The sequence below is a fragment of the Paraburkholderia susongensis genome (genome assembly GCF_900177725.1).
Taxonomy (GTDB): Bacteria; Pseudomonadota; Gammaproteobacteria; order Burkholderiales; family Burkholderiaceae; genus Paraburkholderia; species Paraburkholderia susongensis.
Window position 1 is genome coordinate 513,269 of sequence record NZ_FXAT01000002.1, and the last position, 23,668, is coordinate 536,936.

Consider the following 23,668-nt stretch of genomic DNA (forward strand, 5'->3'; position numbering starts at 1 on the left):
AGTGACTCCAGAGAAGCGGTTGAGAACAGATAGCCAGGAACAGCAGGTTGGGATTTCAGATGGCCCAGCGCACGTCGGTCGGGCGCGTAAGCTGTTCCTTTGCAGGTTCGCTATAGGCTCGATGCAGCAGCGTGTCGTCGTTGGGTCCGGTTTTCAGCACGCGTTGCAGCACGTGTTCTTCGAGCGCGGCGAAGCCCGCCGACGCGCGCGCACGCGGCCGCTCGAGCGCCACCGGCTGATCGAGCGCGATGCGCCCTTCCTCGATCAGCAGAATCCGGTCGCCGAGCGCCACCGCTTCGTGCACGTCATGCGTGACGAGCAGCGCGGTGAAGCGATGCTCGCGCCACAATCGTTCGATCAGCGCGTGCATTTCGATACGCGTCAACGCGTCGAGCGCGCCGAGCGGTTCGTCGAGCAGCAGCAATTGCGGACGATGCACGAGCGCTCGCGCAAGCGCGACACGCTGGCGCTGCCCGCCCGACAGTTGCGCGGGCCAGTCGTCGGCGCGTTCGAGCAGGCCGACCTCGGCGAGCACGGCGCGCGCGTCCTCGCGCGCCCCGCGGCCGAGACCGAGCATTACGTTCTGCAGCACGCTCTTCCATGGCAGCAGACGGGCGTCCTGAAACATGATGCGGGTATCGAGCGGACCGCCGTCTTCAGCGCGTTTTTCGAGTGCGCCCGAACTCGTCTCTTCGAGACCGGCGACGAGCCGCAACAAGGTCGATTTCCCGCAGCCGCTGCGGCCGACGATCGCGACGAAGCTGCCGCGCTCGATCGACAGATCGAAATCCGACAGCACCTGGCGCTCGCCGTAGCGCTTGCCGACGCCGCGTAGTTGCACGGCGTAGTCGCCGATGTTGTGTGCGGCCTTGTGTGCGTTGTTGCGAGCGAGCGCACCTGCTGCTTGCAGCGTTTCATCGCCCCCGCTTCCTCGTTTTTTCCCCCGCGGTTGCGTCTGCACCCACTCCAGCGCGTGATGCGTCGCCCCGTTCCGCTCGGCATCGAACGCTTCGTTCTCGTCGTGATCCGCAACACGCGGCTGGGCGAGTTCGGCCTCCAGATCACTGCCCGCGATGCCGCCGAACGTCGTCGACAATGTCGTTGCACTCATGCTTTCGCTCCTCGCTGATAGGCCGGATGCCAGCGCAGCGACACACGTTCGAGGCTTTTCGCGAGCACGTCGGCGAGTTTGCCGAGCGCCGCGTACAGCAGAATGCCGACCACCACGACATCGGTTTGCAGGAATTCGCGCGCGTTCATCGTCATATAGCCGATGCCCGATTGCGCTGAAATCGCTTCAGCGACGATCAGCGTGACCCACATGAGCCCGAACGCGAATCTCACGCCGACCAGGATCGACGGCAACGCGCCCGGCAGAATCACATGCCGGTACAGCGCGAAACCTTTGACGCCGTAACTGCGCGCCATTTCGATCAGGTTCGCGTCGACCGAGCGGATGCCGTGGAACGTGTTCACGTAGACCGGGAAAAACACGCCCAGCGCGACGAGGAATAGCTTCGCTTCTTCCTCGATGCCAAACCACAGGATCACGAGCGGAATCATCGCGAGCGCGGGGATGTTGCGGATCATCTGCACGGTCGAATCGAGCAAGATTTCAACGGGTTTGAAAAGCCCCGTGGCGAGTCCGAGCACGAGACCGATGCCCCCGCCGAACGCAAAGCCTGACACCGCGCGCCACGTGCTGACCTTCACGTCCGCCCACATTTCGCCGGACTGGATCAGCGACCATGCGGCCTTCACGACCGCGAGCGGTTCAGGCAACACGCGCGTCGACAGCACGCCGCTGCGCGCGGCGATTTCCCACGCGAGCAGAATCGCGAACGGCGCGAGCCACGGCAGCAGATGCGCGCCCAGGCGGCGCAGTGTGTTAGCACTTATGCCGGCTGCCGCGGGTGTGCGCGCATGAGGCTGCGCGCTCAGAGTGGTTTGAGTCATGATGGCTGTCCTTGTTGCCTGATCTGTCGAAAGTCGTCGCGAGGTCGTTGTTCGATCGTCGTTAGGTTACCTATGCAACACCCCACTCGCCTCAGCTCGCGCTCGCCGCCTTCGGCAGATAGTTGTTGCCGACGATCTCCCCAAACGGTCCCGACAACGGTCCGCTCGCGACCTTGTCGAGCCGCTTCGGCAGCAGCGGAAACACGAGCTCGGCGAAACGGTAGGACTCCTCCAGATGTGGATAACCGGAGAGGATGAACGTTTCGATGCCGAGTTCCGCGTACTCTTTCATACGCACGGCCACCTGCTCTGGACTGCCGACCAGCGCCGTACCCGCGCCGCCGCGCACGAGGCCGACGCCCGCCCACAGGTTCGGATAGATCTCGAGGTCCGCGCGCCCGCCGCGCTTGCCGCCGTGCAGGGCGGCCATGCGGCGCTGTCCTTCCGAGTCCATCTTCGCGAACGAGGCCTGCGCACGCGCGATCGTGTCGTCGTCGAGCTTGCTGATGAGCTTGTCGGCGGCGGCCCACGCTTCCTCTTCGGTCTCGCGCACGATCACGTGCAGACGGATGCCGAAGCGGATCTGCCGGCCGCGCTCTGCGGCGCGCGCGCGAATGTCGGCGATCTTCTTTGCGACCGCCTCGGGTGGCTCGCCCCACGTCAGATACGTGTCGATGTGATCGGCCGCGATGTCGTGCGCGGCCGCCGAAGAACCGCCGAACCACAGCGGCGGATGCGGGTTCTGCACCGGCGGATACAGCGCCTTGCCGCCCTTCGACTGCAAATGCTGGCCGTCGAAATCGATCGCATCGTTGGTGTGCGAAGCAGTGAGCAGCTTGCGCCAGATATGCAGGAATTCGTCGGTGATTTCGTAGCGTGTGTCGTGATCGACGAACACGCCGTCGCCGGCCAGCTCGGCCGCATCGCCGCCCGTCACGACGTTGATGAGCAGGCGCCCATTCGACAGCCGATCGAACGTCGCCGCCATGCGCGCAGCGAGGCCCGGCGACGAGATGCCGGGGCGGATCGCCACGAGGAACTTGAGCCGCCGGGTTGCGGGAATCAGGCTCGATGCGACCACCCATGCGTCCTCGCACGAGCGCCCCGTCGGCAGCAGCACGCCTTCGTAGCCGAGCGTATCGGCGGCGACGGCGATCTGCCGGAAGTAGTCGTAGTCGGCTGCGCGTGCGCCTTGGGACGTACCGAGATAGCGGCTATCGCCGTGAGTCGGAATGAACCAGAACACATTCATTGGTTGTTGCTCCTGCCAGTTCTAAACGGAGTAATAGGAAGACGCTGCGCCGGCGCCGCGCGCAGGCCGGCCGCGCGTATCGAGCCGGCCTGCGGCTGGGCGCTGCGACGCATCGAAGAAATTGAAAACAGACGGCTGGCTCAGGCCGCCGGCAACCTAATCACGGCCGGGCGGACAACAGAGCGAGCCACGGCGCGAATCACGGCAAGAATCACAGCGCAAGCGCGCGCACCTGCTAGTTCCGCAGTGGAGGCACTTCGGCATCAGGCTGAACATCGCGGCGGCTTTCCTCGACCAACGTGCGCGTGATGCGCTCGATTAAACGGATGACAGCGAGCAGCGCCGTCTGCATGAGGAAACAGTCTATGGAGCGGCCCGCGGCTTTTGAACGATTTTTTTGAGCTTAGGTTTTCCGCTTTCGTGATTAGCCCGACGCTCGGGCATACAGGTGTTGCGCTTTATGCACGCGGCAACGGGCGGCGGCACCCCTATCGATATAATGGCGCACGTTTCCCATTCATCCGGTACAGGTTTTGCGAATTACGCCGCCTGTACTTTGGCGGTGCAATGCATGCAAAAACTTATCCTGCCGTTCGTCGCCGGTTTTCTGGCTTCCCTTTTCTTCCACGAATCCACGCTGGCGCTGATGCATGCCGCCGGCGTCATCGACTCCAGCGGTTTTTCGACCGCGCCGTTTCTGCCGCTCGGACTGCCTGAGTTCATCGCCAACGCGATCTGGAGCGCGTGCTGGGCCGTGCTGATGGCGTGGCTGCTGCGCGTCGCGCCGCACCGGCAAGCGCCATGGGTGCCGGCCTTCGTGTTCGGCGGCATCGTGCTGACGGCGGCGAGCGTGTTCGTCGTCGATCCGCTGCGCGGCATCTGGCCGAGCGGCAACATGCTGCCGCGCCTCGCGGTCGGTTTCGCAGCGAACGCGATGTGGGGCTGGGGCGCGCTCGTATTCATGCGCGCGTTCATGGCAAGCGGAAGCGGGGAAGAGGAGTAAGCGTGGGGCGGGCCGCGGCGCCCCGGCGTAGTCGCGGGGTGAGCGGTGGCGCGGCGATGTGGTCGCGAGACCGTTGTTATTCGACCTCGTTGTTCAACCTCGTTGCCCAGCACGTTATCAGCCTCGCCGTGAGCCTCGTTGTGGGCTCCGTGTCGTGAGCCTCGTTGTGGGCCCCGCGTCGTGAGCCTCGCGTTGTGAACCCCATCGTGAGCGCCGTTACGAGCCTTGTTATCAGCGTCGCCCCGCTGGCTTCTCGTTCAGTTACACCCGCGCGCGTCAACCACGCAGATCGCGCAACGGATGCTCGTTCGCCGGCCACGGGCTGTCGAACATCTTCTCGACGTCGGCCGCGCTTACGTCCTCGATGCGCGCGAACCGCCAACGCGGCGCATTGTCCTTGTCGATGATGCGCGCGCGAATGCCCTCCACCGTATCGCCGATCAGAAAGCTCGAGCGCGTCAGATCGAGATCGGCGCGCAGCACATCCGCCATCGAACCCTCGGCGCGCGTCACCACCTCGAGCGATACCGCCATCGACAGCGGCGAGCGTTCGCGCAACACCGCAATCGTCTGCTCGGCCCACTCGGCCGCGTCATCGCCGCGCTCGTGCTCCTCTTCGAGCGACGCGAGAATCCGCGCGACATCGGGCAGTGCGAAATGCCGGTCGAGCAGCGTCCTCGCGCCCGCGAGCGCCGACTCCTCGGGCAGCGGCGCGACCTGATACGCGCGCGCTTCGCGCTCGATGCACGCGACCACGTCCGCGCCGCGCTCGAACGGTTCGCGGCGCAACGTGTCGAGCAGCGCGGGCAAGGCTTCGTCGTCGATATAGACATCGGCGAGGCCTGCGTACAGCGCGTCGGCCGCGCCGATCGTCTCGCCCGTCACCGCCAGATAGCGGCCGATCGCGCCCGGCGTACGCGCGAGAAACCAGCTCGCGCCGACATCGGGAAAGAGGCCGATGCGGGTTTCGGGCATCGCCATCTTCGTCGATTGCGTGACGACCCGCAGGCCGCCCGTGCGATGCGCTCCCTGCGAAATGCCCATGCCGCCGCCCATCACGATGCCGTGCATAAGCGCGATATACGGCTTCGGATACGTGAAGATCGCGTGATTGAGGCGGTACTCCTCGGTGAAAAACGTGTCGCGCGAATCCTGGTCGCCGCGTTGCGCCGCCTCGTACATCAAGCGGATATCGCCGCCCGCGCAGAACGCGCGCGCATGCGGGCTGCGCACCACGACGGCGAGCACCTCGGGGTCTTCGCGCCATTGGTCGAGCGCCGCATGCATCACGCGGATCATGCCGGTCGACAGCGCATTGAGCGCCTTCGGCCGTTCCAGTTCGATGAAGCCGATGCGGTTGGCTACGTAGGTCGCGACTTCGTCGCTAGCGGCGGGCGAGGCGGAAATGGACATGGAGAGCTGGGCGCGGCGGCGCGGGATGATGTGGAACTGAACGTTATCACGGGCTCGCGGCTTTGCGTTTGGCGGATGGGTTGCCCGGCGGGCTGGCGGGCTGGCGGGCTGGCGGCCGGGCGGACTACCCAGCCTGAGGCGTGCCGAGCCATGCGTCGAGCGTCACGCCGACCACCGTATCGAGCGGTGCGCCCGGAAACACCGGACACGTAAGGTTGAGCGCGACGATGCCATGCAGGCTCGCCCAGAACGCCTCGGCCCACACGGCCGAGTCGATCGAAGCGAGCGACGCCGGTAGACGTCCCGCGGCTCTCAGTTCGTCGAGCGCGTCGATCATGATGCGAAACGCGGCATCGTCAGCGTCCTCGTCCGGGACAGCCGAGGGAGCTGCCTGGCCTGTTGCCTCGGGCGTTGCGCCCGCTACTTCGTCGTTTGCGTTGCCGGTTGGCTCCGGGTTGCCCGGCTCGGCCGCCTGAGTTGCTGCCTGAGTTGCTGCCTGAGCCGCCGCCTGAGTTGCGACCTGAGCCACGCTCGCCTGAGCCATCCCTGACTGAGCCAACTCCGAGGCAACCCGAGCTGCGCCGACCTTGCCCGCTCCCTCGCGCCGGGCGCCCGCCGCGCCGCCGAGCGCCGCGCCGGTATAGCTCGGATCCTCCATGAAGATCAGCCGGTAGGTCTCCGGATGCGCAACGCCGAACGCAACGTACGCGCGCCCGAGCGCCCTGAGCCGCTCGGCCGGATCGGCGATCTGCACGAACGGCACGAAGGTCTCGAGCAGTTGCGCGTAGCCTTCCGCACACAAGGCTCGCGCGATCTCGTCGCGGCTTTCGAAATGCAGGTACAGCGTGGCGGGCGAGTATTCGATCGCGTCGGCGATCTTGCGCATCGACAGCGCGGCGAAGCCCTCGCGCATCACGATGCGCCGCGCGGCATCGAGGATGCGTTCGCGCAGTGCCTGTCTCTGGCGGTTTTTTCGTTCGACGATTCCCATGTCAGCAATTTTCGGTTTGACAAACTGAAAAGTCAAATTAAAATGAACACTGTTTATTGAACACCGTTCAGTAAATTTTCATCCGTCACTACGGACCTGCAAAATTGTGCGGCTCAAGCGTGCCGCCGTCCTTGGAGTCATCATGCAAGCCACTGGAAAGGTCGGTTTATTCGGTGCCGCGGGCGCGGCCGGTCAATGCATCGCGGCGGCGCTCAGCGCGGCGGGACGCGGCTACAGAGTGGTCGGCCGCTCGCGCGAGTCGCTGCAGCGGGCCTTCGGTCACGATCCGCTCGCCGAAATCGTCACGTGGAATCCCGACGACCCTGCCTCGGTTCGTGCAGCGGCCGCCGGCTTGCAGACCGTGATCTACCTCGTCGGCGTGCCCTACGACCAGTTCGCCCAGCACCCGCCGCTGATGGAAAAAACGCTTGCCGGCGTGACGGCGGCGGGCGTCGAGCGCTTCATCCTGATCGGCACCGTGTATCCGTATGGCCGCGCGCAGGGCAATCCGGTCCGCGAAGATCATCCGCGCGAGCCGCATACCTTCAAGGGCCGCATGCGGCTCGAGCAGGAAAAGCTCGTGCTGGCGGCGCACGGCCGCGCGGGCCTGTCGACGCTGGTGCTGCGCCTGCCCGATTTCTACGGACCGTGCATCGAGCGCAGCCTGCTGCAAGGCGTGTTCGTCGGCGCGGCGACCGGCAAGCGCGCGCAGCTACTCGGTCCTGTCGATATGCCGCACGAATTCATTTACCTGCCGGACATCGCTCCGGTGGTCGAGATTCTCACGCGCACGCCCGAGGCTTACGGGCGCTGGTGGCATCTCGCGGGCGTCGGCACGATCACGCAGCGCGAAGTAGCGCGCAAGGCGTATGCGCTGGCGGGTCGCGAACCGAAGCTGATGGTGGCCGGCAAAGGCATGCTGCGCGTGCTCGGCCTCGTCAATCCGCTGATGCGGGAACTCGTGGAAATGAACTACCTGATGACCGAGCCGCTCGTGCTCGACGATTCCGCGCTGACGAAGCTGATCGGGCCGATCGTGAAAACATCGTATGAGGAAGGGATCAGGCGGTCTTTCGAAGCGGCACGCGCGTCGGTGTCGGCCGGCGATGCAACCCGGCGGGAGACCGTAAGAGGCACGTGATTTACACGCAAGAAGCGCGCAGACGGGTAGCTAACCGGGGCGCAACTGTCCGCGCTCACGCTATGTGCGCTCGCTAGGCCGCCACCTGGCCCGGCGGAAAGTGGCCGCTCCTGAGCAGCACCGGCGTGCCCTTGCTGATCCGCAGATGCTCGCGCGCGACCGCCTCGATACGCGGCCGGCCGGCGTCGAACGCGCGCAGCCAGCCTTCGAGGTCCTCGCTACAGGCGCCGAAATGATCTTCGAGCGCTTCGACCGAGATCGCGCACGGCACCGGCTCGCCGTCCACCAATGCGGGAAAGACGACGGTCAGATTGGAGTCGCGATAAGCAGGTGCGTCTGCGGGAAAGCGAATTTCCATGATCGCCTCATCAGAAGATTCCGGCGGGACGACTGCACCGGCGAGAATCCAATGCTCGCCATCGATCCCGTGCGGGTCCCGCTATGGTACCCGTGCCGCCGGACTGGGGTCTAGCGTGCGGCGGGGCGTTGTTTGGGGCCGTTGTTTGAGGCCTTGCCGGGGCCTTTTCCTAGCCTTTCATGGACATTGCACTTACCTTGTCTGGGCCATTGCTTGGGCCGTGGTTGAGGCATGGCTCTATCGCTTTGTCCCGCACTTTTCCGCATTCTGGCACGGCGTGTTGGTCGTGCCGCAAGTTGCGCCGTCTGCCCGCACGCCACCGCGCATTCCCCGTCCCCCGCACTTCCCTCCTGGATATATGCCCAAATTCGAGGCGCGAACTCGCGCTCGCCTCGCCTCGCGACAAGTTCCAATGCACACCGCAACAGCCAACCGCGCATCGCACTTATGCGGCTCGCGCCGGTCGAATAGCCTGATTGGCACGCTCTGTGCTGCCGACTGGTTTTACGTCAACGGTGCCATTCCGAGATGAGGGAGCGCAATATGGGAAAATACTTTCTGCAGAATCACGAACTGCCCGAACCGGATGCGGCGAACAGATGGTTTGCCTACGCCGAAAGCCACGGCATCGACATTCCGAAAGCGATCAGCATCTGGGAAGACGCGGCCACCGAAAGCGGCGCGGAGAGCCGCCGGCTCGTCAGCGCGGCGGGCATTACGATCGAAACGTCCTAGCCTGCGCCGTGGCGCACGCCCGCCGAAGGTCAATGCCAGACACTGGCTCAGCAGCACCCGCATCCATCCACCCTCACCCATCCGAATGAAAGGAAACATCACGATGCATTTCACGACGCAACCGCGGCGCGCCGGCCGATTCCACCGCCTCCGACCCAGCGCCACGCTTGCCCTCGTGCGCCGCGCGCTGCTCCCGGCCGCGCTACCGGCCGCCTTGCTGCTCGCCGCTGGCCTCAGCGGCTGCGCGTCGTCGAATACCACCACGCTGATCAATCTGCCGAACGGCCAGACCGGCTTCGCGGTCAATTGCAGCGGCGCCGATGCCGCTTCGAGCTGGGCATCCTGCTACGTCCAGGCCGGCAAGGCATGCGGCGCAACGGGCTACGACATCGTGTCGAAGGACAACGACGAAGGCGGCGCCGCCGGTGGCAGCGTGACGAACGTCGTATCGGCCAACGTAAAAAACCGCTCGATGATCGTGCGCTGCAAGTAAGCCCAGCGCAGACCGCGCGCCGCGCCTCGGCGCCGGCTCAATGCGCCTGCATCTTCGAAAAGAGATTCAACACGGCGACGCCGGCAATGATGAGCCCAAGCCCGATCATGGCCGGCACGTCGGGCACCTGGCGGTAGAGAACCAACGCGACCAGCGTGATCAGCACGATGCCCACGCCGGACCACACCGCATAGACGATGCCGACCGGAATGCTCCTGAGCGTGAGCGACAGGCAGTAGAAGGCGATGCCGTAACCCACCACCACGACCGCCGAGGGCAGCAGTCGCGAAAAACCATCGGACGCCCGCATCGCGGAGGTCGCGATCACTTCGGCGACGATCGCGATGGCGAGCAATGCATAGGGAGGCAACCGCATCGCGTCAGGCCTTCGCAAGCGCGAGCTTGCTGTAGTCGTGACCCAGATGCGCGCACAGCGCTTCCACGACGAATTCGTGATCGGCGCGTTGCGGCAGCCCGGACACCGTGATCGAGCCGATCACGCCGGCGCCTTCCACCGTTAACGGAAACGCGCCGCCATGCGACGCATATTCGGTCGCCGGCAGACCGTGCTTGTCAGCCAACGTCGCGCCTGCGAGCTGCATTTTCAGGCCGATCGCGTATGAGCTGCGGCGAAAGTGTGCGACGGTGTTGCCCTTGCGGCGCGCCCAGTCGACGTTGTCGGGCGTCGCGCCGTCGAGCAGGCTGAAAAATAGCGGCTGACCGAACGTGCGCACGTCGATCGCGGCGGCAATGCCGCGCGCTTTCGCGAGTTCGTGCAGATAAGCGCCGATTTGCCACGCACGGTCGGCATCGAAGCGGGGAAACACGAGGGCCTTTTCCTGGGCAGCAATTACCTGCAGATCGTGAGCGATATCCATGAAGTTCGAAGCGAGGTCAGAGAGTTGAAGCGCTCGCCGTCGTGAAGTCATCCTGGGGTGTGGCGAGCCGCATGGAGAATCCGGATTCTAGCGCAGCGCCAGGTGGCGGCTTTGCGCGACGCGGCGCTGAACGTCCGGAGCCGTGTTGCCAGCAAGGGCCTCGATGACGGCAAGCCGCCGTGCGGTTGCGTAATGAAGCGAATTCTTACATGGCTATTGCGTCGGCTGTCACGTTGTTCTATAATCTTTTCTTCGACGGACGCGGGGTGGAGCAGTCTGGCAGCTCGTCGGGCTCATAACCCGAAGGTCGTAGGTTCAAATCCTACCCCCGCAACCAAAGCCTCATCAGGCTTTGCGCGATTCAAACGTTTTTGGCAAGTCCTTCTTTTTGCGATTTTGGGCAATCGGTGGGCAGAGCCTGCGAGAATCCGACAAACCGTCACACCATCAAACCCGCCTTCGAGCGGGTTTTTTGTTTTCTGGCCTTCGACGGCTTCGCGCCGCCGCCTTCCCCAAAACGCCATTAAGGCCGCCAGAAGCCGGGATTCACGTCAGGCGCCGTCTTCTGCCCGACCGGTTTCCCCATCCGTTTCGCTTCTTCCGCGACAGTGTTCAATTCGTCTTCGGTCACGTCAGAAAAGCAGTGCAGTTCGGAACCGACGCGCACCAGTAGATCGACAGCGATCATCGGCAGCATTCCGATATCAGGCGGTTCAGCCGGGCTGACAATATCCGAGTTTGGTCAGTCGTTCGCCGCCAGCGTGGTGCGCGATCATGCTTGTGATGCTCGTATGCACGAATGCGCAAAGAATTCGGTACTGAACATAGGCTTCGCCACGATCAACGCGGCTTAGTTTCGCTTCGACGGCGAGCTTGTCGAGTCCGGCCTTCCGTAGTTCCTTGCGAACAGGTTCTTTGCGCGGACGTTCTCCTAACGCAGTTGATCGAGATATTCGGCCTTGGCTGACAGGTTCATCAGGTCCGCCACACCTTCGAGCATCGAGCGAATCGGCCCGCGCCATGACGATCACGAACCGGCTGTGTCATCCCTGAGAAAAGCGCGATGACATCGCGCTTTTCTTTTGCGCGCCGTCAACAGAATATGCATCAGGAATCGGATTTTTCTTAATTTTCGTAAATTATTGTCACGACGCGATTATCCCAAATTAATTTGGTTGATCTAAATAGATTTAGATGGTCAGCTAACAGATTGGCAATTGAATCGAAAAAAATCTGCGCGTACCGGCGCTGATCCAGGGGGTGTTCGGTTCCTTTTTGCTGAATCGCAGGCCTGACGTAATTGCTGACAGCTTTTTACAGAGTATTCAGGACGGACCCGCAGAAACGCAAAGGCATAACTTGCGCATTCGCAACTATTGAGACACGAAGGGAAGGTCGAAAATGAAGCGAGCCATTCTGAAGCCAGACGACGCATCCGGCAACGACGGTGTCGTTACCGAAGGTATCGACCATTCAGCCGCAGAAGGCGATCCATTCGCCAACGGGGCTTGCACGGTTATCTTCCGAATTGTCGCCGATTACCGGGAATCGTTCGGTGACCATTTCGATTCGCTACCGTTCCTGACGTCGGGTGGGTATTTCGTTGAGGGCGCGAGCTTGCGATCCGCAAAATCAGGTTGCGAAATATGGTCTCGCCTGCAATGGGATATCTGCCGGTGTCGGCATAGACGCCAGGACTGGTGCGACGAACAGTTCGTACTGACCGGTAACGATGGGAGGCCGATGAGCGGTGTTCATTATCGCGTGCGCGTCGGCTCGAACGTCGTAGCCAGTGGCGTAACTGATTCAAGTGGACGAACGGTACGTATCACGACGGGCGAAAGCCTGCGACTAAGGCTCGAAGTCGCGTGACGCAAGGATCATCAAGCCTACAACTTCAAATTGAGAAGCAATAGAAATGACGGACTCTACACAATGGGTAACGGTTCACGATACGGCTTATACAAACACTAACCCCAATTCATGCGTTGAAGTTCGAATCGCCGCAAATCTGTTGTCGTGGGACATCCCCGATAACAGATACGGCGACAAGCTACCTTTAATTCCATCATCTTCGCGTGTGCAACATGGAAAAATTCTGTACCATCTGCCGATCAAAGCTACGGTAAAAAGCCGTACCGGCGTTCCGCTTTCTAATCGCACACTATCCATCAAGAGCGATCGCGCACACGATACTGTACGAATTTCAGGCCCGACCGATTCAGACGGTTGCGCAATAGTGATACTCGAATCACGTGAATCGGGTGATTTGTCGTTATCAGTGATGGACGATAATATAACGGCCGTGCCACTACGTTTAACTCTGAAAGAGGCATGGTATGAAAGCACTTTCCTCATTACTGGATATCATGTCTGCTTTGAAAGCGATTTTACGGGAGAGCCGGTATTCGCACATGGCACGAATGATTACCACAAGAAAGATTTCCTATACAGCGCGCGCGGCGTAGTCATGCAGGGCACAGGAAAAGCGTCAAATGGTCGATATATTCGACCAACCCAGGTAAATTCGGGCTGGCATCGCAACAATCATGGCAATCGCGACTATTTGAACAACCCAGACGGCGTGGCATTCACTTATACGAACTCAGTGCAAGGCGCATATAACCCCGTTACAGAGAATCATTCAATCGCCGTTGATCCTGATGTGATTCCGAAGCGCGCTCAAGTCAATATTGAAATGGTTGGCAATCGCTTTGCGGACGATACTGGAAGCGCAATTGTCGGCCATCATATAGATAATTTTTTCGGCGCTGGCGCAGCGATACAGACGACATGGGAAATTGGCCCAATAAATAACACGCAGCGCAAAGTTAAATATATCGGCTTCGGGAGTTAATTAAATGGGGATTGGAAAATATTTTATTCGCGCAATGATTGCTGCCAGTCTCGGTATTGGCGCAGCCCAGTTTGCCTACGCTGATGGCTCCGTGAGCTTTGCGTTGGACATCATTCCGATGATGAAAGGTCGCCCAATTTTTGAGCAGTTCATAGCCCAGTCATTTTCAATTACAGATACCGGATGGGGAATTCGAATTGATAGCCCAACAATACCGCATATGGGCGGCGCACGTATAGGGCCATATAGGTTTAATGCAATCTGGCACAGCCCAAAAGGCGACGTTCCTGTTACTCTTATAATAGATACAAAGACACAGTTTTTCGACGCTCATCATCGAGAAATTACTGGCGATGATCTGAGAGAGGCAACGTCGATCACTGAGACTTTGGATTCGATAGAAATCGAGTCACCCAAAGGCAATTAGCGGCCCGCTCTGGCGCGCCTATTTGATTATTCGATAATAAGCGAGCGCGCTCTGCCGGACGCACAAAAAAAGCGCGTCAAAAAAATGACGCGCCAAGACTACGAGGCAATGTACAAGAGAAAAAAGACGACTGCGGTGGAGGCCGAGGGCTTCCATCGCAACCATCAGGGCCGATGCTATCAGCGGACCTGAAAAGCGACTGTCAACCAGTGTCAGATGCCGCGCCGGCCGGAACAGGCATTGCGGCCCGGCACCTCACCGCGCCTCAGTGATCCCTCGCCCGGGTGATAAACTCCTATCACCCTTTCTCGTCCCCTCTCCAATGAAATTCTGTTCTGTCTGCGGCCACGGCGTCAGCCTGAGCATTCCGCCGGGCGACAATCGCGAGCGCTTCGTATGCGGCAGTTGCGGCACGGTGCATTATCAGAATCCGCGCAACGTAGTCGGCACCGTCCCGGTGTGGGACGACAAGGTGCTGCTGTGCCGTCGCGCGATCGAGCCGCGCTACGGTTACTGGACGCTGCCCGCCGGCTTCATGGAAATGGGAGAGACGACCGCCGAGGCCGCGTCGCGCGAAACGCTCGAGGAAGCCGGCGCGCGCGTCGAGGTGCAGAACCTGTTCTCCCTGCTCAACGTGCCGCACGTGCATCAGGTTCATCTGTTCTACATGGCGCGGCTGCTCGATCTCGACATCGCCGCCGGCGAGGAAAGCCTCGAAGTGAAGCTCTTCGAGGAGCACGAAATTCCCTGGAGCGAGATCGCCTTCCCCACCGTCGGGCAGACGCTGCGCTTCTTTTTCGCCGACCGTGCGGCCGGCAGCTTCGGCCTGCACACAGGCGACATCTTCCGCTCGCTGCGCGAAGGCTGAGCGGCGCACATGGTTCCCTGGCTCGGAGTTGACGATCCGTTTCCGCCTGTCGAGCGTGCGCTCGGCGCGACGAGCGGCGCGCCGGGCCTGCTCGCGGCGAGCAGCGACCTGCTGCCCTCGCGGCTCATCGACGCTTATCAGCGCGGCATCTTTCCGTGGTACTCGGACGGCCAGCCGGTATTGTGGTGGAGCCCCGACCCGCGCATGATCCTGCGCCCCGCCGAATTCAAGCTGTCGCCGTCGCTGCGCAAGACGCTCAAGCGCGTGCTGCACGACGACGCGTGGGAGATCCGCGTCGACCACGATTTCGCCGCCGTGATGCGCGCCTGTGCGCAAGCGCCGCGACGCGGACAGCGCGGCACGTGGATCACGGCGGACGTCGTCGAGGCGTATTCGTCGCTGCACCGGCTGGGCGATGCGCACAGCATCGAAACCTGGTTCGAAGACAAGCGCGTGGGCGGTTTGTATGGCGTGTCGCTTGGCAAAATGTTCTTCGGCGAATCGATGTACACCGAGGTCACCGATGGCTCGAAAATGGCGCTGGCCGCGCTCGTCGGGCACTTGCGCCGTCACGAAATAGAAATGATAGACTGCCAGCAGAACACGTCGCATCTGGCGTCGCTGGGCGGGCGCGAGATAGCGCGCAAGGCGTTCGTCGCGCATGTTCGCGCGTCTGTCGGCGCACCGGCCATTCCCTGGCGCTTCGACAAGACCGCCCTGCTCGAGGTCGTCGCGCGGGCGGCGTAGGAAGAATCAGGCCGAATCCGGGTCCGCCGCCCACCGGGGCAAGAGTCATAAGCCGCGAGGCGCGCCGGGTTTGCATTACCAGAGACGCTTCGAGAGCTGCCAACGTGACTCATCCCAACGAGCTGCCTCTTTCTCCACTTTCAGCGCTGCAATTTTATGCAACGGCGCCCTATCCCTGCAGTTATCTGGATGGCCGCATCGCGCGCTCGCAAGTCGCCACGCCCAGTCACCTGATCAATTCGGACGTCTACACAGACCTCGTGAAAGCGGGCTTCCGGCGCTCGGGCGTCTTCACGTACCGCCCGTATTGCGACGGCTGCCGCGCATGCGTGCCGGTGCGCGTGCCGGTCGAGCGTTTCGAGCCGAACCGCACGCAGCGGCGTGTGTGGAAAAAGCACGGCGGGCTGATCGCCACCGTCGCGCCGCTTCACTACGACGAAGAACATTACGCGCTCTACATGCGCTACCAGTCGGCGCGCCACGCGGGCGGCGGCATGGACCGCGACAGCCGCGACCAGTACGAACAGTTCCTGCTGCAAAGCCGGATCAACTCGCGGCTCGTCGAATTCCGCGAGCCGCAGCCCGACTGGCCGGACGACGCGCGGCCGGCGAGAGCGAACACGCCGGGCGTGCTACGCATGATCAGCATGATCGACATTCTCGGCGACGGCCTGTCGTCGGTGTACACGTTCTTCGAGCCCGACCTGCCGCACGCGAGCTTCGGCACCTACAACATCTACTGGCAGATCGAGCAGGCGCGCAGCCTGAACCTGCCCTACGTGTACCTCGGCTACTGGATTCGCGAGAGCCCGAAAATGGCATACAAGGCGAATTTCCGGCCGCTCGAAGGTTTGATCGACGGCGCCTGGCGCGTGCTCGATCCGGCGAACGTCGACCTGCCGCCGATCGATTTCGAGATCCACGGCCGGCGCGGGCCGCTGCGGCCGTAGCTGTTCGCGGGCGACCACGGCGACACAACGGCCAGTGGTGGCCGCCGGTGGATCCGCCCCAATCGGTCTCATAAAAGCCCAAAGCCGGTAAAATAACGGGTTCCCATTCTCCGGCCGTCCGGCTGCTTCATTCCGTGCTCAGCTCCCTTTACCCGCTTGTTCGCGCCCAACTCTTTCGCATGGACGCGGAAGACGCCCACCATCTCACCTTGCGCATGCTCGGCGCAGCCGGGCGCACCGGCCTCGCCAGCGCGCTCGCGGCGCGCGTGCCGGATGCGCCGCGCAACGTGATGGGCCTCACGTTCCGCAACCCGGTCGGGCTCGCGGCGGGCCTCGACAAGGACGGCGCCTGCATCGACGGGCTCGCGGCGCTCGGCTTCGGCTTCATCGAGGTCGGCACCGTGACGCCGCGCGCGCAGCCGGGCAATCCGCGGCCGCGCATGTTCCGGCTGCCGCAGGCGAACGCGGTCATCAACCGGATGGGCTTTAACAATGCCGGCGTCGACCAGTTCGTGAAGAACGTGCAGGCGGCGCGCTATCGCGGCGTTCTGGGTCTGAACATCGGCAAGAATGCCGACACGCCGATCGAGCGCGCCGCCGAAGACTACCTGTACTGCCTCGAGCGCGTGTACCCGTTCGCGAGCTACGTGACAGTCAATATTTCATCGCCGAATACGAAGAACCTGCGCCAGTTGCAAGGCGCCGACGAACTCGACGCGCTGCTCGCCGCGCTCAAGGACAAGCAGCAGCGCCTCGCCGACCTGCACGGCAAGCTCGTGCCGCTCGCGCTGAAGATCGCGCCGGACCTCGACGACGAGCAGATCAAGTCGATCGCCGACACCTTGCTGCGCCACAAATTCGAAGGCGTGATCGCGACCAACACGACGCTCTCGCGCGCCGCCGTCGCCGGCATGCAATACGGCGACGAAGCGGGCGGCCTGTCGGGCAAGCCGGTGTTCGACGCGTCGAACGAAGTGATCCGCAAGCTGCGCGCCGAAGTCGGCGAGGCGGTGCCGATCATCGGCGTCGGCGGGATTTTTTCGGGCGAGGATGCGCGCGCGAAGCTCGCGGCGGGCGCGTCGCTCGTGCAACTCTATACGGGCTTCATCTACCGGGGTCCGGCGCTCGTCGCCGAATGTGCGCAGGCGCTACGGTGAAACAGACACCTGCGAGGCACCTGCGAAGCACCCTCGAAGCACCCGCGCCGCCCGCGTAATATAGACATAAACAAACGGTATTTGGGTTTCGATAGCTCTGTTTGTTATGCTTGCGCCCGTCCAAACGCCAGCCGAACAAAAAGGAACACGATGAAATTTGGCCTGTTGAAAAAGCTTCTGGTTGCCGCCCTGATCGGCACGTCGTTGACCGCCGTCGCCGCGCACGCGGAAGACCTGCTGGATCAGGTCAAGCAGCGCGGCACGCTGCGCATCGGCCTCGAAGGCACCTTCCCCCCGTTCAACTCGAAAGCGCCGTCGGGCGAGCTGGTCGGCTATGACGTCGACATCGCCAAGGCCGTCGCGGCGAAGCTCGGCGTGAAGCCGGAATTCGTCACGACCGAGTGGAGCGGCATCATCGCCGGTCTGCAGGCGGGCAAGTTCGACGTGATCGTCAACCAGGTCGGCATTACCGATGCGCGCAAGCAGACACTCGACTTCTCGCCGGCCTACACGTACTCGACGGCGCAGCTGATCCAGCGCAAGAACGACACGCGCCAGTTCACCTCGCTCGACGACCTGAAGGGCAAGAAGCTCGGCGTCGGTCTCGGCACGGTCTACATGGACATGGCGAAAGCGGTGCCGGGCATCGACGTGAAAACCTACCCCGGCGCGCCCGAGTACCTGCGCGATCTGGCCGCCGGTCGGCTCGACGCGGCGCTCAACGACCGTCTGATGCTCGCGTACCTGCTGAAGAACTCGCAGCTGCCGCTGCGCACCGGCGCGAACGTCGGTCCCGGCAAGCCGTCGGGCATTCCGTTCAAGAAGGGCAATCCGAAGTTCGCGCAGGCGATCGACGACGCAATGGCCCAGCTCGAAGCCGACGGCACCTTCACGAAGATTTCAGAGAAGTGGTTCGGCATCGACGTCAGCAAGCCGATCAACTAACACGCATCGGGTGAAACGAAGGGCGGCATCGTCGGCGATGCCGCCCTTCGCGTTTCTGCGGTGCGGCGTGCGATAAAACCGCGCGTCACGCGCGCGTCACGTATACCCCGACTCGTGTCGCGCAACCCGCGCCTTAACGCCCGCCAAAGTTTATGATGTGCGCTTTGCGCGCCAAACAGAACACCGTCCATGTCCACCACCACCCTGCTCATCCAATCGCTGCCTGTGCTCGCACAGGGCGCCGTGCTGACGGTCAAGTTCGCCATCCTGTCGATGGTCTTCGGCCTGATCGGCGGCGCCGTGCTCGCGCTGATGGGCATCAGCCACAGCCGTCCGCTGAACTGGATCGCGCGCGTCTACGTGAGCGTGATGCGCGGCACGCCGCTGCTCGTGCAGATCTTCGTGATTTACTACGGGCTGCCGAGCTTCGGCATCTCGCTCGATCCGACGCCCGCCGGCGTCATCGCGTTGTCGGCGAACGTCGCCGCGTATCTGTCGGAGAGCATGCGCGGCGCGATCCTCGGCATCCACCAGGGCCAGTGGCTCGCCTCGTACAGCCTCGGGCTCTCGCGGCGCCAGACGCTGCGCTACGTGATCGCGCCGCAGGCGCTGCGCATCGCCGTGCCGAGCCTCTCGAACAGCCTCATCAGTCTCATCAAGGACACCTCGCTCGTCTCGGTGATTACCGTCACCGAGCTCTTGCGCAGCGCGCAGGAAATGATCGCGTCGACCTATCAGCCGCTGCCGCTTTATCTCGCCGCGGCAGCCGTGTACTGGGTGCTGTGCCAGGTGCTCGAATGGGCGCAGCGCTGGTATGAGCGGCGTCTGTCGCTGCCGACGCGGCACTGAGCGCCGCACGGCCGCTCACTCCCCCGCGAACTTGAGCCCAAGCGCCGCGCGCGCCGCATCGGCCATTGCGATCATCCGCAGCGAGGTGTCGTGCGGCATCAGCGGACTTTCGAGCTGACCCGCGCGAATCAACTCGCAGAAGTGCGCGGTCTCGTAGTTCAGTCCGCCGCCTTCGAACGGCTCGTCGAGCTCGACGACGCGGCCATCGGCATAGCGGATCGTCGCGCGCGACGGATTCCACCACGGCTCGTGCAGCGTCACGTGGCCGCCTTTCGCCATCAGCAGCGCATCGCCCTTGCCGTGCAGATCGAGCCCGCAGAACAGTTGCGCGATGCCGCGCTCGTGCCGGCTATTGAGACTCGCGAACGTATCGACGCCGCTCGCGCCCAGGCGCCCGAACGTCTGCACGTCGTGCGGCGCACCGAGCCAGTCCACGGCGAGAAATATTTCGTAGATGCCGATATCGAGCAGCGCGCCGCCTGCATGCTCGAACGATAGCGACGGATGATCGTCCGGCACGCCCGGCACCGAGCATCCCGCGCGCACGAAGCCGACCTCGCCGATCGGCTCGGCGGCGAGTCGTTCGCGCAGCTTCCTGTAGAGCGGATAGAACGGCGGCTTCATCGCTTCCATGAAGAGCCGTCGCGAGTCGCGCGCGGCCGTGACCACGCGCTCCAGCTGCGGCCGGTTGATCGTGGCGGGCTTCTCGCACAGCACGTGCAGACCGGCCTGCAACGCGGCGATCGCATAGTCGGCGTGGCTGTCCTGAAGCGTGGCGATATAGAGCGCGTCGATGCCGCTTGCGAGCAGCGCGTCGAAACTCGTGCAGACCGTGCCGCCGAATTCACCGGCGAAAGCCTGCGCCGGTTCCGCGCGACGCGACCACAGCGCGGCGAGCCGCGCGTGCGGCACATAGGCAAGCCCTTGGGCGAAGCGGCGCGCAATGCGCCCCGTGCCGACGATTCCCCAGCGGATCACACGCGGCGAGTCTGCTTCAGACGAGGTTTCGTGCGCGGTTTCATGCGCGGCCTGGTGCGCGATTCCGTTCGTGGCCGACGTTGCCAATATTGCATCTGTCATCGTATCTTCAAAGGCCCATGCGGTTCAGGAAAGCCGACATTGTCGCGCATGTCGCACACTTCGCTCGCGCACGAACGCGCCGACCCGCGCGAAGCGCTTTCCCTGCACCGCATGGTCCTTCGAAAACCGGCGAGCCGCCGCCCGCGTCTACGCGCTCCTCCTCATGCCCACACGCGAGCTCACACGCGCGCCTGCGGTTGCGTCGAAAACTTGTCGCCGAGTTCTTCCGCGGCGTGTTCGATCATCGCGAGCGAGGCGCTTTCCGCTTCCTGCGGATCGCGCCGCTCGATCGCCTCGATCACGCGCTGATGCGAGGCGATCGCGGTCTCCCACAGCCCCTCCTTGTCGTGCACGATCGGATTCACGCTCGACAGCGCGCCGCGGATGATCGCCGCCATCTGCCTGAAGAACTGGTTGCCGCTCGCGATCACGATGCGCGTATGGAACAGTTCGTCGGCGTCCTGATAGCCGGGCTCGCCCGGATGGATCACGCGAAACGCCTCGAACGCCTCGCGAATCGCCGCGACGTCGGCGGCGCTGCCGCGCGCGGCCGCCTGAGCCGCCGCGCGCGGTTCGATCAGAATGCGAAACTCGATCACGTCGCGCAGAAACATCGGATCAGGCTTCGCGCGAAAACGCCAGTTCACGACGTCCTCGTCGATCATGCGCCAATCGCTCATCGGCCGGATGCGCGTGCCGATCTTCGGCCGCACGTCCAGCATGTCGCGCGCGAGCAGCATCGAGAGCGCCTCGCGCATCACGGTGCGGCTCACGTCGAACTCCTTCGACAGCACGTCCTGCGGCGGCAGTATCGCGCCGTACTTCTCTTCGACGATGCCGGTGACGAGCCCGTCCATCACTTTGCTCACCAGCGAGCGATCCTTGTTTGCCTGTTCCATAACACTCTCCCCGAAGCGGTGTTGTCCCCGCGTGGCCTGTTGATTGACTGGCCCGTGCATATCGTTTTTATGCGTATCGTATTTTCTACGATACGTTGCAAGCTTCGAAACAGATGCGCCAGTTGGGACACTTCCTGACAGGGTTATCCCTCTGAAGAATTGTTTCGTTCCTGTAACGTCGCATGTTTCGATAGGCGCAAGGCTTGCGCGTCAAGCGTGCCTGCGCTGCGCAATTTTCATCGTGCGAATACGCACGTTGTGAGATGGAATTGTCTGATTTGCGCGGATGGGGCCTCGCGATGCCGTGGGCGGGCGCCGCGCGGGTGCAATCGCGTGCGGTATCGAAGGAGATTGAAAGGCTGAAGCGCGAGGCCGAATGGCGGAGTTCAACGGTGAGGCCGAACCGCGAGATCGAACCACGAGATTGAGCCGCGAGGCTCGCCCGCATCGGACGCGGGCGGCCGCTCGCATGTTTCCGGGTTCGCGCGCTTAGGTCATCGCGCACGCCACCGACGCATAACGGCCGCCGAAGAAAATCAGCGGCGCATGCTCGTCGAGCGAGAACACGAGCACCTGGCCGACGAAGAGCGTATGGTCGCCGCACGGATGCCGGTCCACGATGCGCGCGGCGAAGCGGGCCGCCGCGTGTTCGAGCAGCACGACGCCGGGCAGGCCGTCCACCGCCGCGAAGCGCGGCGCGAGACTCGACGCAAAGCAGCTCTGCGCTTCGCCCGCGAAATGGCGGCTGTGCGGCTCCTGCGCCTCGGACAGCACACTCACGCCGAACAGCTCGTCCGTCATCAGACGCTCGTGCATGCGCGCGCGATGCCCGACCGAGACGACGATCAGCGGCGGCCTGAGCGAGCCCGACATGAACGCGTTGGCGGTCATCGCGTGAAGGCTTTCGCCGCTGCCGGTCGAGATCACGACGACGCCGGTCGCGAAGCGCCCGAGCGCGCTGCGAAAGCGCCGCTCGTCGAACGGCGCCGCTGGCGCATCGCTCTCAGGCGCCGTTGCCTGACGTACCGTTGCCTGCATGTCCGCTCTCCTGGTCCCGGCCGTACTGATCGTCGAAGCGCACGATGTCGTCTTCGCCGAGATAGCCGCCTGATTGCACCTCGATGATTTCGAGCGGCGTCTTGCCCGGATTCTCGAGCCGATGCGTGACGCCCAGCGGAATGAACGCCGACTGATTCTCCGAGAGCAGGAAGCGCTCGTCGCCGCGCGTGACCAACGCGGTGCCGCGCACCACGATCCAATGCTCGGCGCGATGATGATGCATCTGCAACGAAAGCCGCCCGCCCGGCTTCACGACGATGCGCTTCACCTGAAAGCGCTCGCCGCGCTCGAGCGAATCGTAAAAGCCCCACGGCCGCCCGACCTTGCGATGCTCCTCGGCCTCGCTGCCCTGCTCCGCCTTGAGGCGCCCGACGATAGCCTTGACGTCCTGCACGCGGTCCTTCGCGGCGACCAGCACCGCGTCGGCGGTTTCGACCACCACCACGCCGCTCACGCCGACACACGCGACGAGCCGCCCGTCCGAATGCGCGAAGCTGTCGGTCGAGCCGTCGAACATCACGCGGCCGCGCGCGACGTTGCCGTGCGCGTCCTTGCTCGACGCATCCCACACCGAGTCCCACGCGCCGATGTCCGACCATCCCGCGACGAGCGGCACCGCGACGCCGACGAGACGCGCATCGGTCGCGATGCGCTCCATCACCGCGTAGTCGATCGAATCGGACGGGCACGCGGCGAACGCATCGCGCGCAAGATGCAGCGAGCCGTCGCCGTCGATGCTCGCGTGCTCGAACGCATCCGCGCAGGCCGCCGCGATGGTGGGACGGCACAGGCCGATCGCGGCAAGCCAGACCGATGCGCGCACGACGAACATGCCGCTGTTCCACCAGTACTTGCCCGAGGCGAAGTAGCGTTCGGCGAGTTCGGCGTCGGGCTTCTCGACGAAACGCTCGATCGCGCGCGCGCCCTTGCCGCCGAGCGCCGCGCCCGTGCGGATATAGCCGTAGCCGGTCGCCGCGCGCTGCGGCGGCACGCCGAGCGTGACGATCGCGCCGCGCGCCGCATGCGCGAGCGCTTCGTTGAGTGCCGCGCCGAATGCGGCGTGATCGGCAATCAGATGATCGGCGGGCAGCGCGACCAGAATCGGATCGTCGCCGGCCGCGGCCGAGGCGCGCGCGGCGAGCGCCGCGATGCTCAGCGCGGGGGCGGTATTGCGCGGCACCGGTTCGAGCAGCATGCGAACCGGCTTGCTGTATTGCTCGACACGCTCCAGCGTTTGCAAGCGCAGATCCTCGCAGCAAACCACGAGCGGCGTGGCCGGCCGCACTGCGCGTGATGCGGGGGACCCCGTGCACGCTGGGTTCGTGGTCGCAGCGAATGCCGCATCGAATGCAACACCGAACGCCGCATCGAGCCGATGCAGCGTCGCTTCGAGCAGCGATTCTTCGCCCATCAGGCCGATCAGTTGCTTCGGATTGCGTTCGCGCGACAGCGGCCATAGCCGCGTGCCCGAGCCACCCGCGAGAATGACCGGTTGCACGCTCAGTGCGTTGAGCGTGGTAGCGGCCTTTGCCTGCTGAGCCAGTGGATTGCCTGGTTCTACTATTCGGTTCATATTGCGCCCCCCGTCGGAGTTCAAGTCTGTCTGATTC

The 23,668-nt window shown here is 63.5% G+C and carries 26 protein-coding genes and 1 tRNA gene; 14 read left to right on the plus strand and 13 right to left on the minus strand.

What is annotated here, in order from left to right; translation table 11 throughout:
• Window positions 1-55: 55 nt before the first annotated feature.
• The 3 genes from B9Z01_RS07470 to ssuD all read right to left on the minus strand — a co-directional run bounded on the left by B9Z01_RS07470 (window position 56) and on the right by ssuD (window position 3,208).
• Window positions 56-1,111 carry an ATP-binding cassette domain-containing protein gene (locus B9Z01_RS07470; protein ID WP_085481599.1) on the minus strand — a complete coding sequence of 352 codons (1,056 nt, stop codon included), beginning with the start codon at window positions 1,109-1,111 and terminating at the stop codon, window positions 56-58.
• Window positions 1,108-1,956 (minus strand): aliphatic sulfonate ABC transporter permease SsuC, encoded by an 849-nt coding sequence (gene ssuC, locus B9Z01_RS07475; protein WP_085481600.1) that lies wholly within the window; start codon window positions 1,954-1,956, stop codon window positions 1,108-1,110. Before ssuC ends, B9Z01_RS07470 begins: the two co-directional genes overlap by 4 nt.
• Before the next feature lie 91 nt (window positions 1,957-2,047).
• Window positions 2,048-3,208 carry an FMNH2-dependent alkanesulfonate monooxygenase gene (gene ssuD / locus B9Z01_RS07480; RefSeq protein WP_085481601.1) on the minus strand — a complete coding sequence of 387 codons (1,161 nt, stop codon included), beginning with the start codon at window positions 3,206-3,208 and terminating at the stop codon, window positions 2,048-2,050.
• 571 nt (window positions 3,209-3,779) lie between these two features.
• Between ssuD and B9Z01_RS07485 the strand changes: the two genes are divergently transcribed.
• A complete protein-coding gene (locus B9Z01_RS07485; RefSeq protein ID WP_085481602.1) occupies window positions 3,780-4,211 on the plus strand; it encodes a hypothetical protein in 432 nt (143 codons plus the stop codon).
• 276 nt (window positions 4,212-4,487) lie between these two features.
• Here B9Z01_RS07485 and B9Z01_RS07490 read toward each other — a convergent pair whose 3' ends face one another.
• Both B9Z01_RS07490 and B9Z01_RS36115 read right to left on the minus strand, forming a co-directional pair.
• Entirely contained in the window at window positions 4,488-5,624 is a 1,137-nt protein-coding gene (locus B9Z01_RS07490; RefSeq protein WP_085481603.1) for an enoyl-CoA hydratase/isomerase family protein, read from the minus strand.
• A gap of 124 nt (window positions 5,625-5,748) precedes the next feature.
• Window positions 5,749-6,615, minus strand: a complete 867-nt coding sequence (locus tag B9Z01_RS36115; RefSeq protein ID WP_143808850.1) for a TetR/AcrR family transcriptional regulator — start codon at window positions 6,613-6,615, stop codon at window positions 5,749-5,751.
• A gap of 142 nt (window positions 6,616-6,757) precedes the next feature.
• Between B9Z01_RS36115 and B9Z01_RS07505 the strand changes: the two genes are divergently transcribed.
• The gene (locus B9Z01_RS07505) at window positions 6,758-7,756 is read left to right on the plus strand and encodes an NAD-dependent epimerase/dehydratase family protein (RefSeq protein ID WP_085481604.1); all 999 of its coding nucleotides are present in this window, start codon (window positions 6,758-6,760) and stop codon (window positions 7,754-7,756) included.
• A gap of 73 nt (window positions 7,757-7,829) precedes the next feature.
• On the opposite strand, the gene B9Z01_RS07510 is transcribed toward B9Z01_RS07505, so the two are convergent.
• Window positions 7,830-8,114, minus strand: coding sequence for a DUF1488 family protein (locus B9Z01_RS07510; protein ID WP_085481605.1), 285 nt, complete (start codon window positions 8,112-8,114; stop codon window positions 7,830-7,832).
• Between the two features lie 543 nt (window positions 8,115-8,657).
• Between B9Z01_RS07510 and B9Z01_RS07515 the strand changes: the two genes are divergently transcribed.
• Window positions 8,658-8,849, plus strand: coding sequence for a hypothetical protein (locus tag B9Z01_RS07515; RefSeq protein WP_085481606.1), 192 nt, complete (start codon window positions 8,658-8,660; stop codon window positions 8,847-8,849).
• 103 nt (window positions 8,850-8,952) lie between these two features.
• Window positions 8,953-9,342, plus strand: a complete 390-nt coding sequence (locus B9Z01_RS07520) for a hypothetical protein (RefSeq protein ID WP_085481607.1) — start codon at window positions 8,953-8,955, stop codon at window positions 9,340-9,342.
• 37 nt (window positions 9,343-9,379) lie between these two features.
• Here B9Z01_RS07520 and B9Z01_RS07525 read toward each other — a convergent pair whose 3' ends face one another.
• A complete protein-coding gene (locus B9Z01_RS07525) occupies window positions 9,380-9,712 on the minus strand; it encodes a DMT family transporter (RefSeq protein WP_420814654.1) in 333 nt (110 codons plus the stop codon).
• Window positions 9,713-9,722: 10 nt separating this feature from the next.
• Complete coding sequence (locus B9Z01_RS07530) at window positions 9,723-10,220, minus strand: heme-degrading domain-containing protein (RefSeq protein WP_085481609.1); 498 nt, start codon at window positions 10,218-10,220, stop codon at window positions 9,723-9,725.
• A gap of 260 nt (window positions 10,221-10,480) precedes the next feature.
• Here B9Z01_RS07530 and B9Z01_RS07535 point away from each other — a divergent pair.
• Window positions 10,481-10,557 (plus strand) — tRNA-Met (locus tag B9Z01_RS07535).
• A gap of 186 nt (window positions 10,558-10,743) precedes the next feature.
• Here B9Z01_RS07535 and B9Z01_RS35455 read toward each other — a convergent pair.
• Window positions 10,744-10,917 (minus strand): hypothetical protein, encoded by a 174-nt coding sequence (locus B9Z01_RS35455; protein WP_167387444.1) that lies wholly within the window; start codon window positions 10,915-10,917, stop codon window positions 10,744-10,746.
• A 704-nt stretch (window positions 10,918-11,621) separates the two neighbouring features.
• On the opposite strand from B9Z01_RS35455, the gene B9Z01_RS34730 reads away from it, so the two are divergent.
• From B9Z01_RS34730 to B9Z01_RS07570, 9 genes are all read left to right on the plus strand, one after another.
• A complete protein-coding gene (locus tag B9Z01_RS34730) occupies window positions 11,622-12,092 on the plus strand; it encodes a hypothetical protein (RefSeq protein WP_143808851.1) in 471 nt (156 codons plus the stop codon).
• A gap of 46 nt (window positions 12,093-12,138) precedes the next feature.
• On the plus strand, window positions 12,139-13,077 hold the full coding sequence (locus B9Z01_RS07540; protein ID WP_085481610.1) for a 3D domain-containing protein: 939 nt from the start codon (window positions 12,139-12,141) through the stop codon (window positions 13,075-13,077).
• 4 nt (window positions 13,078-13,081) lie between these two features.
• Window positions 13,082-13,504, plus strand: coding sequence for a hypothetical protein (locus B9Z01_RS34735; RefSeq protein ID WP_143808852.1), 423 nt, complete (start codon window positions 13,082-13,084; stop codon window positions 13,502-13,504).
• Window positions 13,505-13,826: 322 nt separating this feature from the next.
• Complete coding sequence (locus B9Z01_RS07545) at window positions 13,827-14,372, plus strand: NUDIX hydrolase (RefSeq protein WP_085481611.1); 546 nt, start codon at window positions 13,827-13,829, stop codon at window positions 14,370-14,372.
• 9 nt (window positions 14,373-14,381) lie between these two features.
• On the plus strand, window positions 14,382-15,119 hold the full coding sequence (gene aat, locus B9Z01_RS07550) for a leucyl/phenylalanyl-tRNA--protein transferase (protein WP_085481612.1): 738 nt from the start codon (window positions 14,382-14,384) through the stop codon (window positions 15,117-15,119).
• 104 nt (window positions 15,120-15,223) lie between these two features.
• On the plus strand, window positions 15,224-16,069 hold the full coding sequence (locus tag B9Z01_RS07555) for an arginyltransferase (protein ID WP_085481613.1): 846 nt from the start codon (window positions 15,224-15,226) through the stop codon (window positions 16,067-16,069).
• A 134-nt stretch (window positions 16,070-16,203) separates the two neighbouring features.
• Window positions 16,204-17,226, plus strand: coding sequence for a quinone-dependent dihydroorotate dehydrogenase (locus B9Z01_RS07560; RefSeq protein WP_085481614.1), 1,023 nt, complete (start codon window positions 16,204-16,206; stop codon window positions 17,224-17,226).
• 150 nt (window positions 17,227-17,376) lie between these two features.
• Window positions 17,377-18,171 (plus strand): cystine ABC transporter substrate-binding protein, encoded by a 795-nt coding sequence (locus tag B9Z01_RS07565; protein ID WP_085481615.1) that lies wholly within the window; start codon window positions 17,377-17,379, stop codon window positions 18,169-18,171.
• 189 nt (window positions 18,172-18,360) lie between these two features.
• Window positions 18,361-19,020: an amino acid ABC transporter permease gene (locus B9Z01_RS07570; RefSeq protein ID WP_085481616.1), complete on the plus strand. Its 660-nt coding sequence runs from the start codon at window positions 18,361-18,363 to the stop codon at window positions 19,018-19,020.
• A 15-nt stretch (window positions 19,021-19,035) separates the two neighbouring features.
• Here B9Z01_RS07570 and B9Z01_RS07575 read toward each other — a convergent pair whose 3' ends face one another.
• From B9Z01_RS07575 to B9Z01_RS07590, 4 genes are all read right to left on the minus strand, one after another.
• Entirely contained in the window at window positions 19,036-20,100 is a 1,065-nt protein-coding gene (locus B9Z01_RS07575) for a Gfo/Idh/MocA family protein (protein ID WP_085481617.1), read from the minus strand.
• A 179-nt stretch (window positions 20,101-20,279) separates the two neighbouring features.
• The gene (locus B9Z01_RS07580; RefSeq protein WP_085481618.1) at window positions 20,280-20,999 is read right to left on the minus strand and encodes a FadR/GntR family transcriptional regulator; all 720 of its coding nucleotides are present in this window, start codon (window positions 20,997-20,999) and stop codon (window positions 20,280-20,282) included.
• A gap of 489 nt (window positions 21,000-21,488) precedes the next feature.
• The gene (locus B9Z01_RS07585) at window positions 21,489-22,037 is read right to left on the minus strand and encodes a flavin reductase family protein (protein ID WP_085481619.1); all 549 of its coding nucleotides are present in this window, start codon (window positions 22,035-22,037) and stop codon (window positions 21,489-21,491) included.
• The gene (locus B9Z01_RS07590) at window positions 22,003-23,631 is read right to left on the minus strand and encodes a mannose-1-phosphate guanylyltransferase/mannose-6-phosphate isomerase (RefSeq protein WP_085481620.1); all 1,629 of its coding nucleotides are present in this window, start codon (window positions 23,629-23,631) and stop codon (window positions 22,003-22,005) included. The genes B9Z01_RS07585 and B9Z01_RS07590 overlap by 35 nt, the downstream gene beginning before the upstream one ends.
• Between the last annotated feature and the right edge of the window lie 37 nt (window positions 23,632-23,668).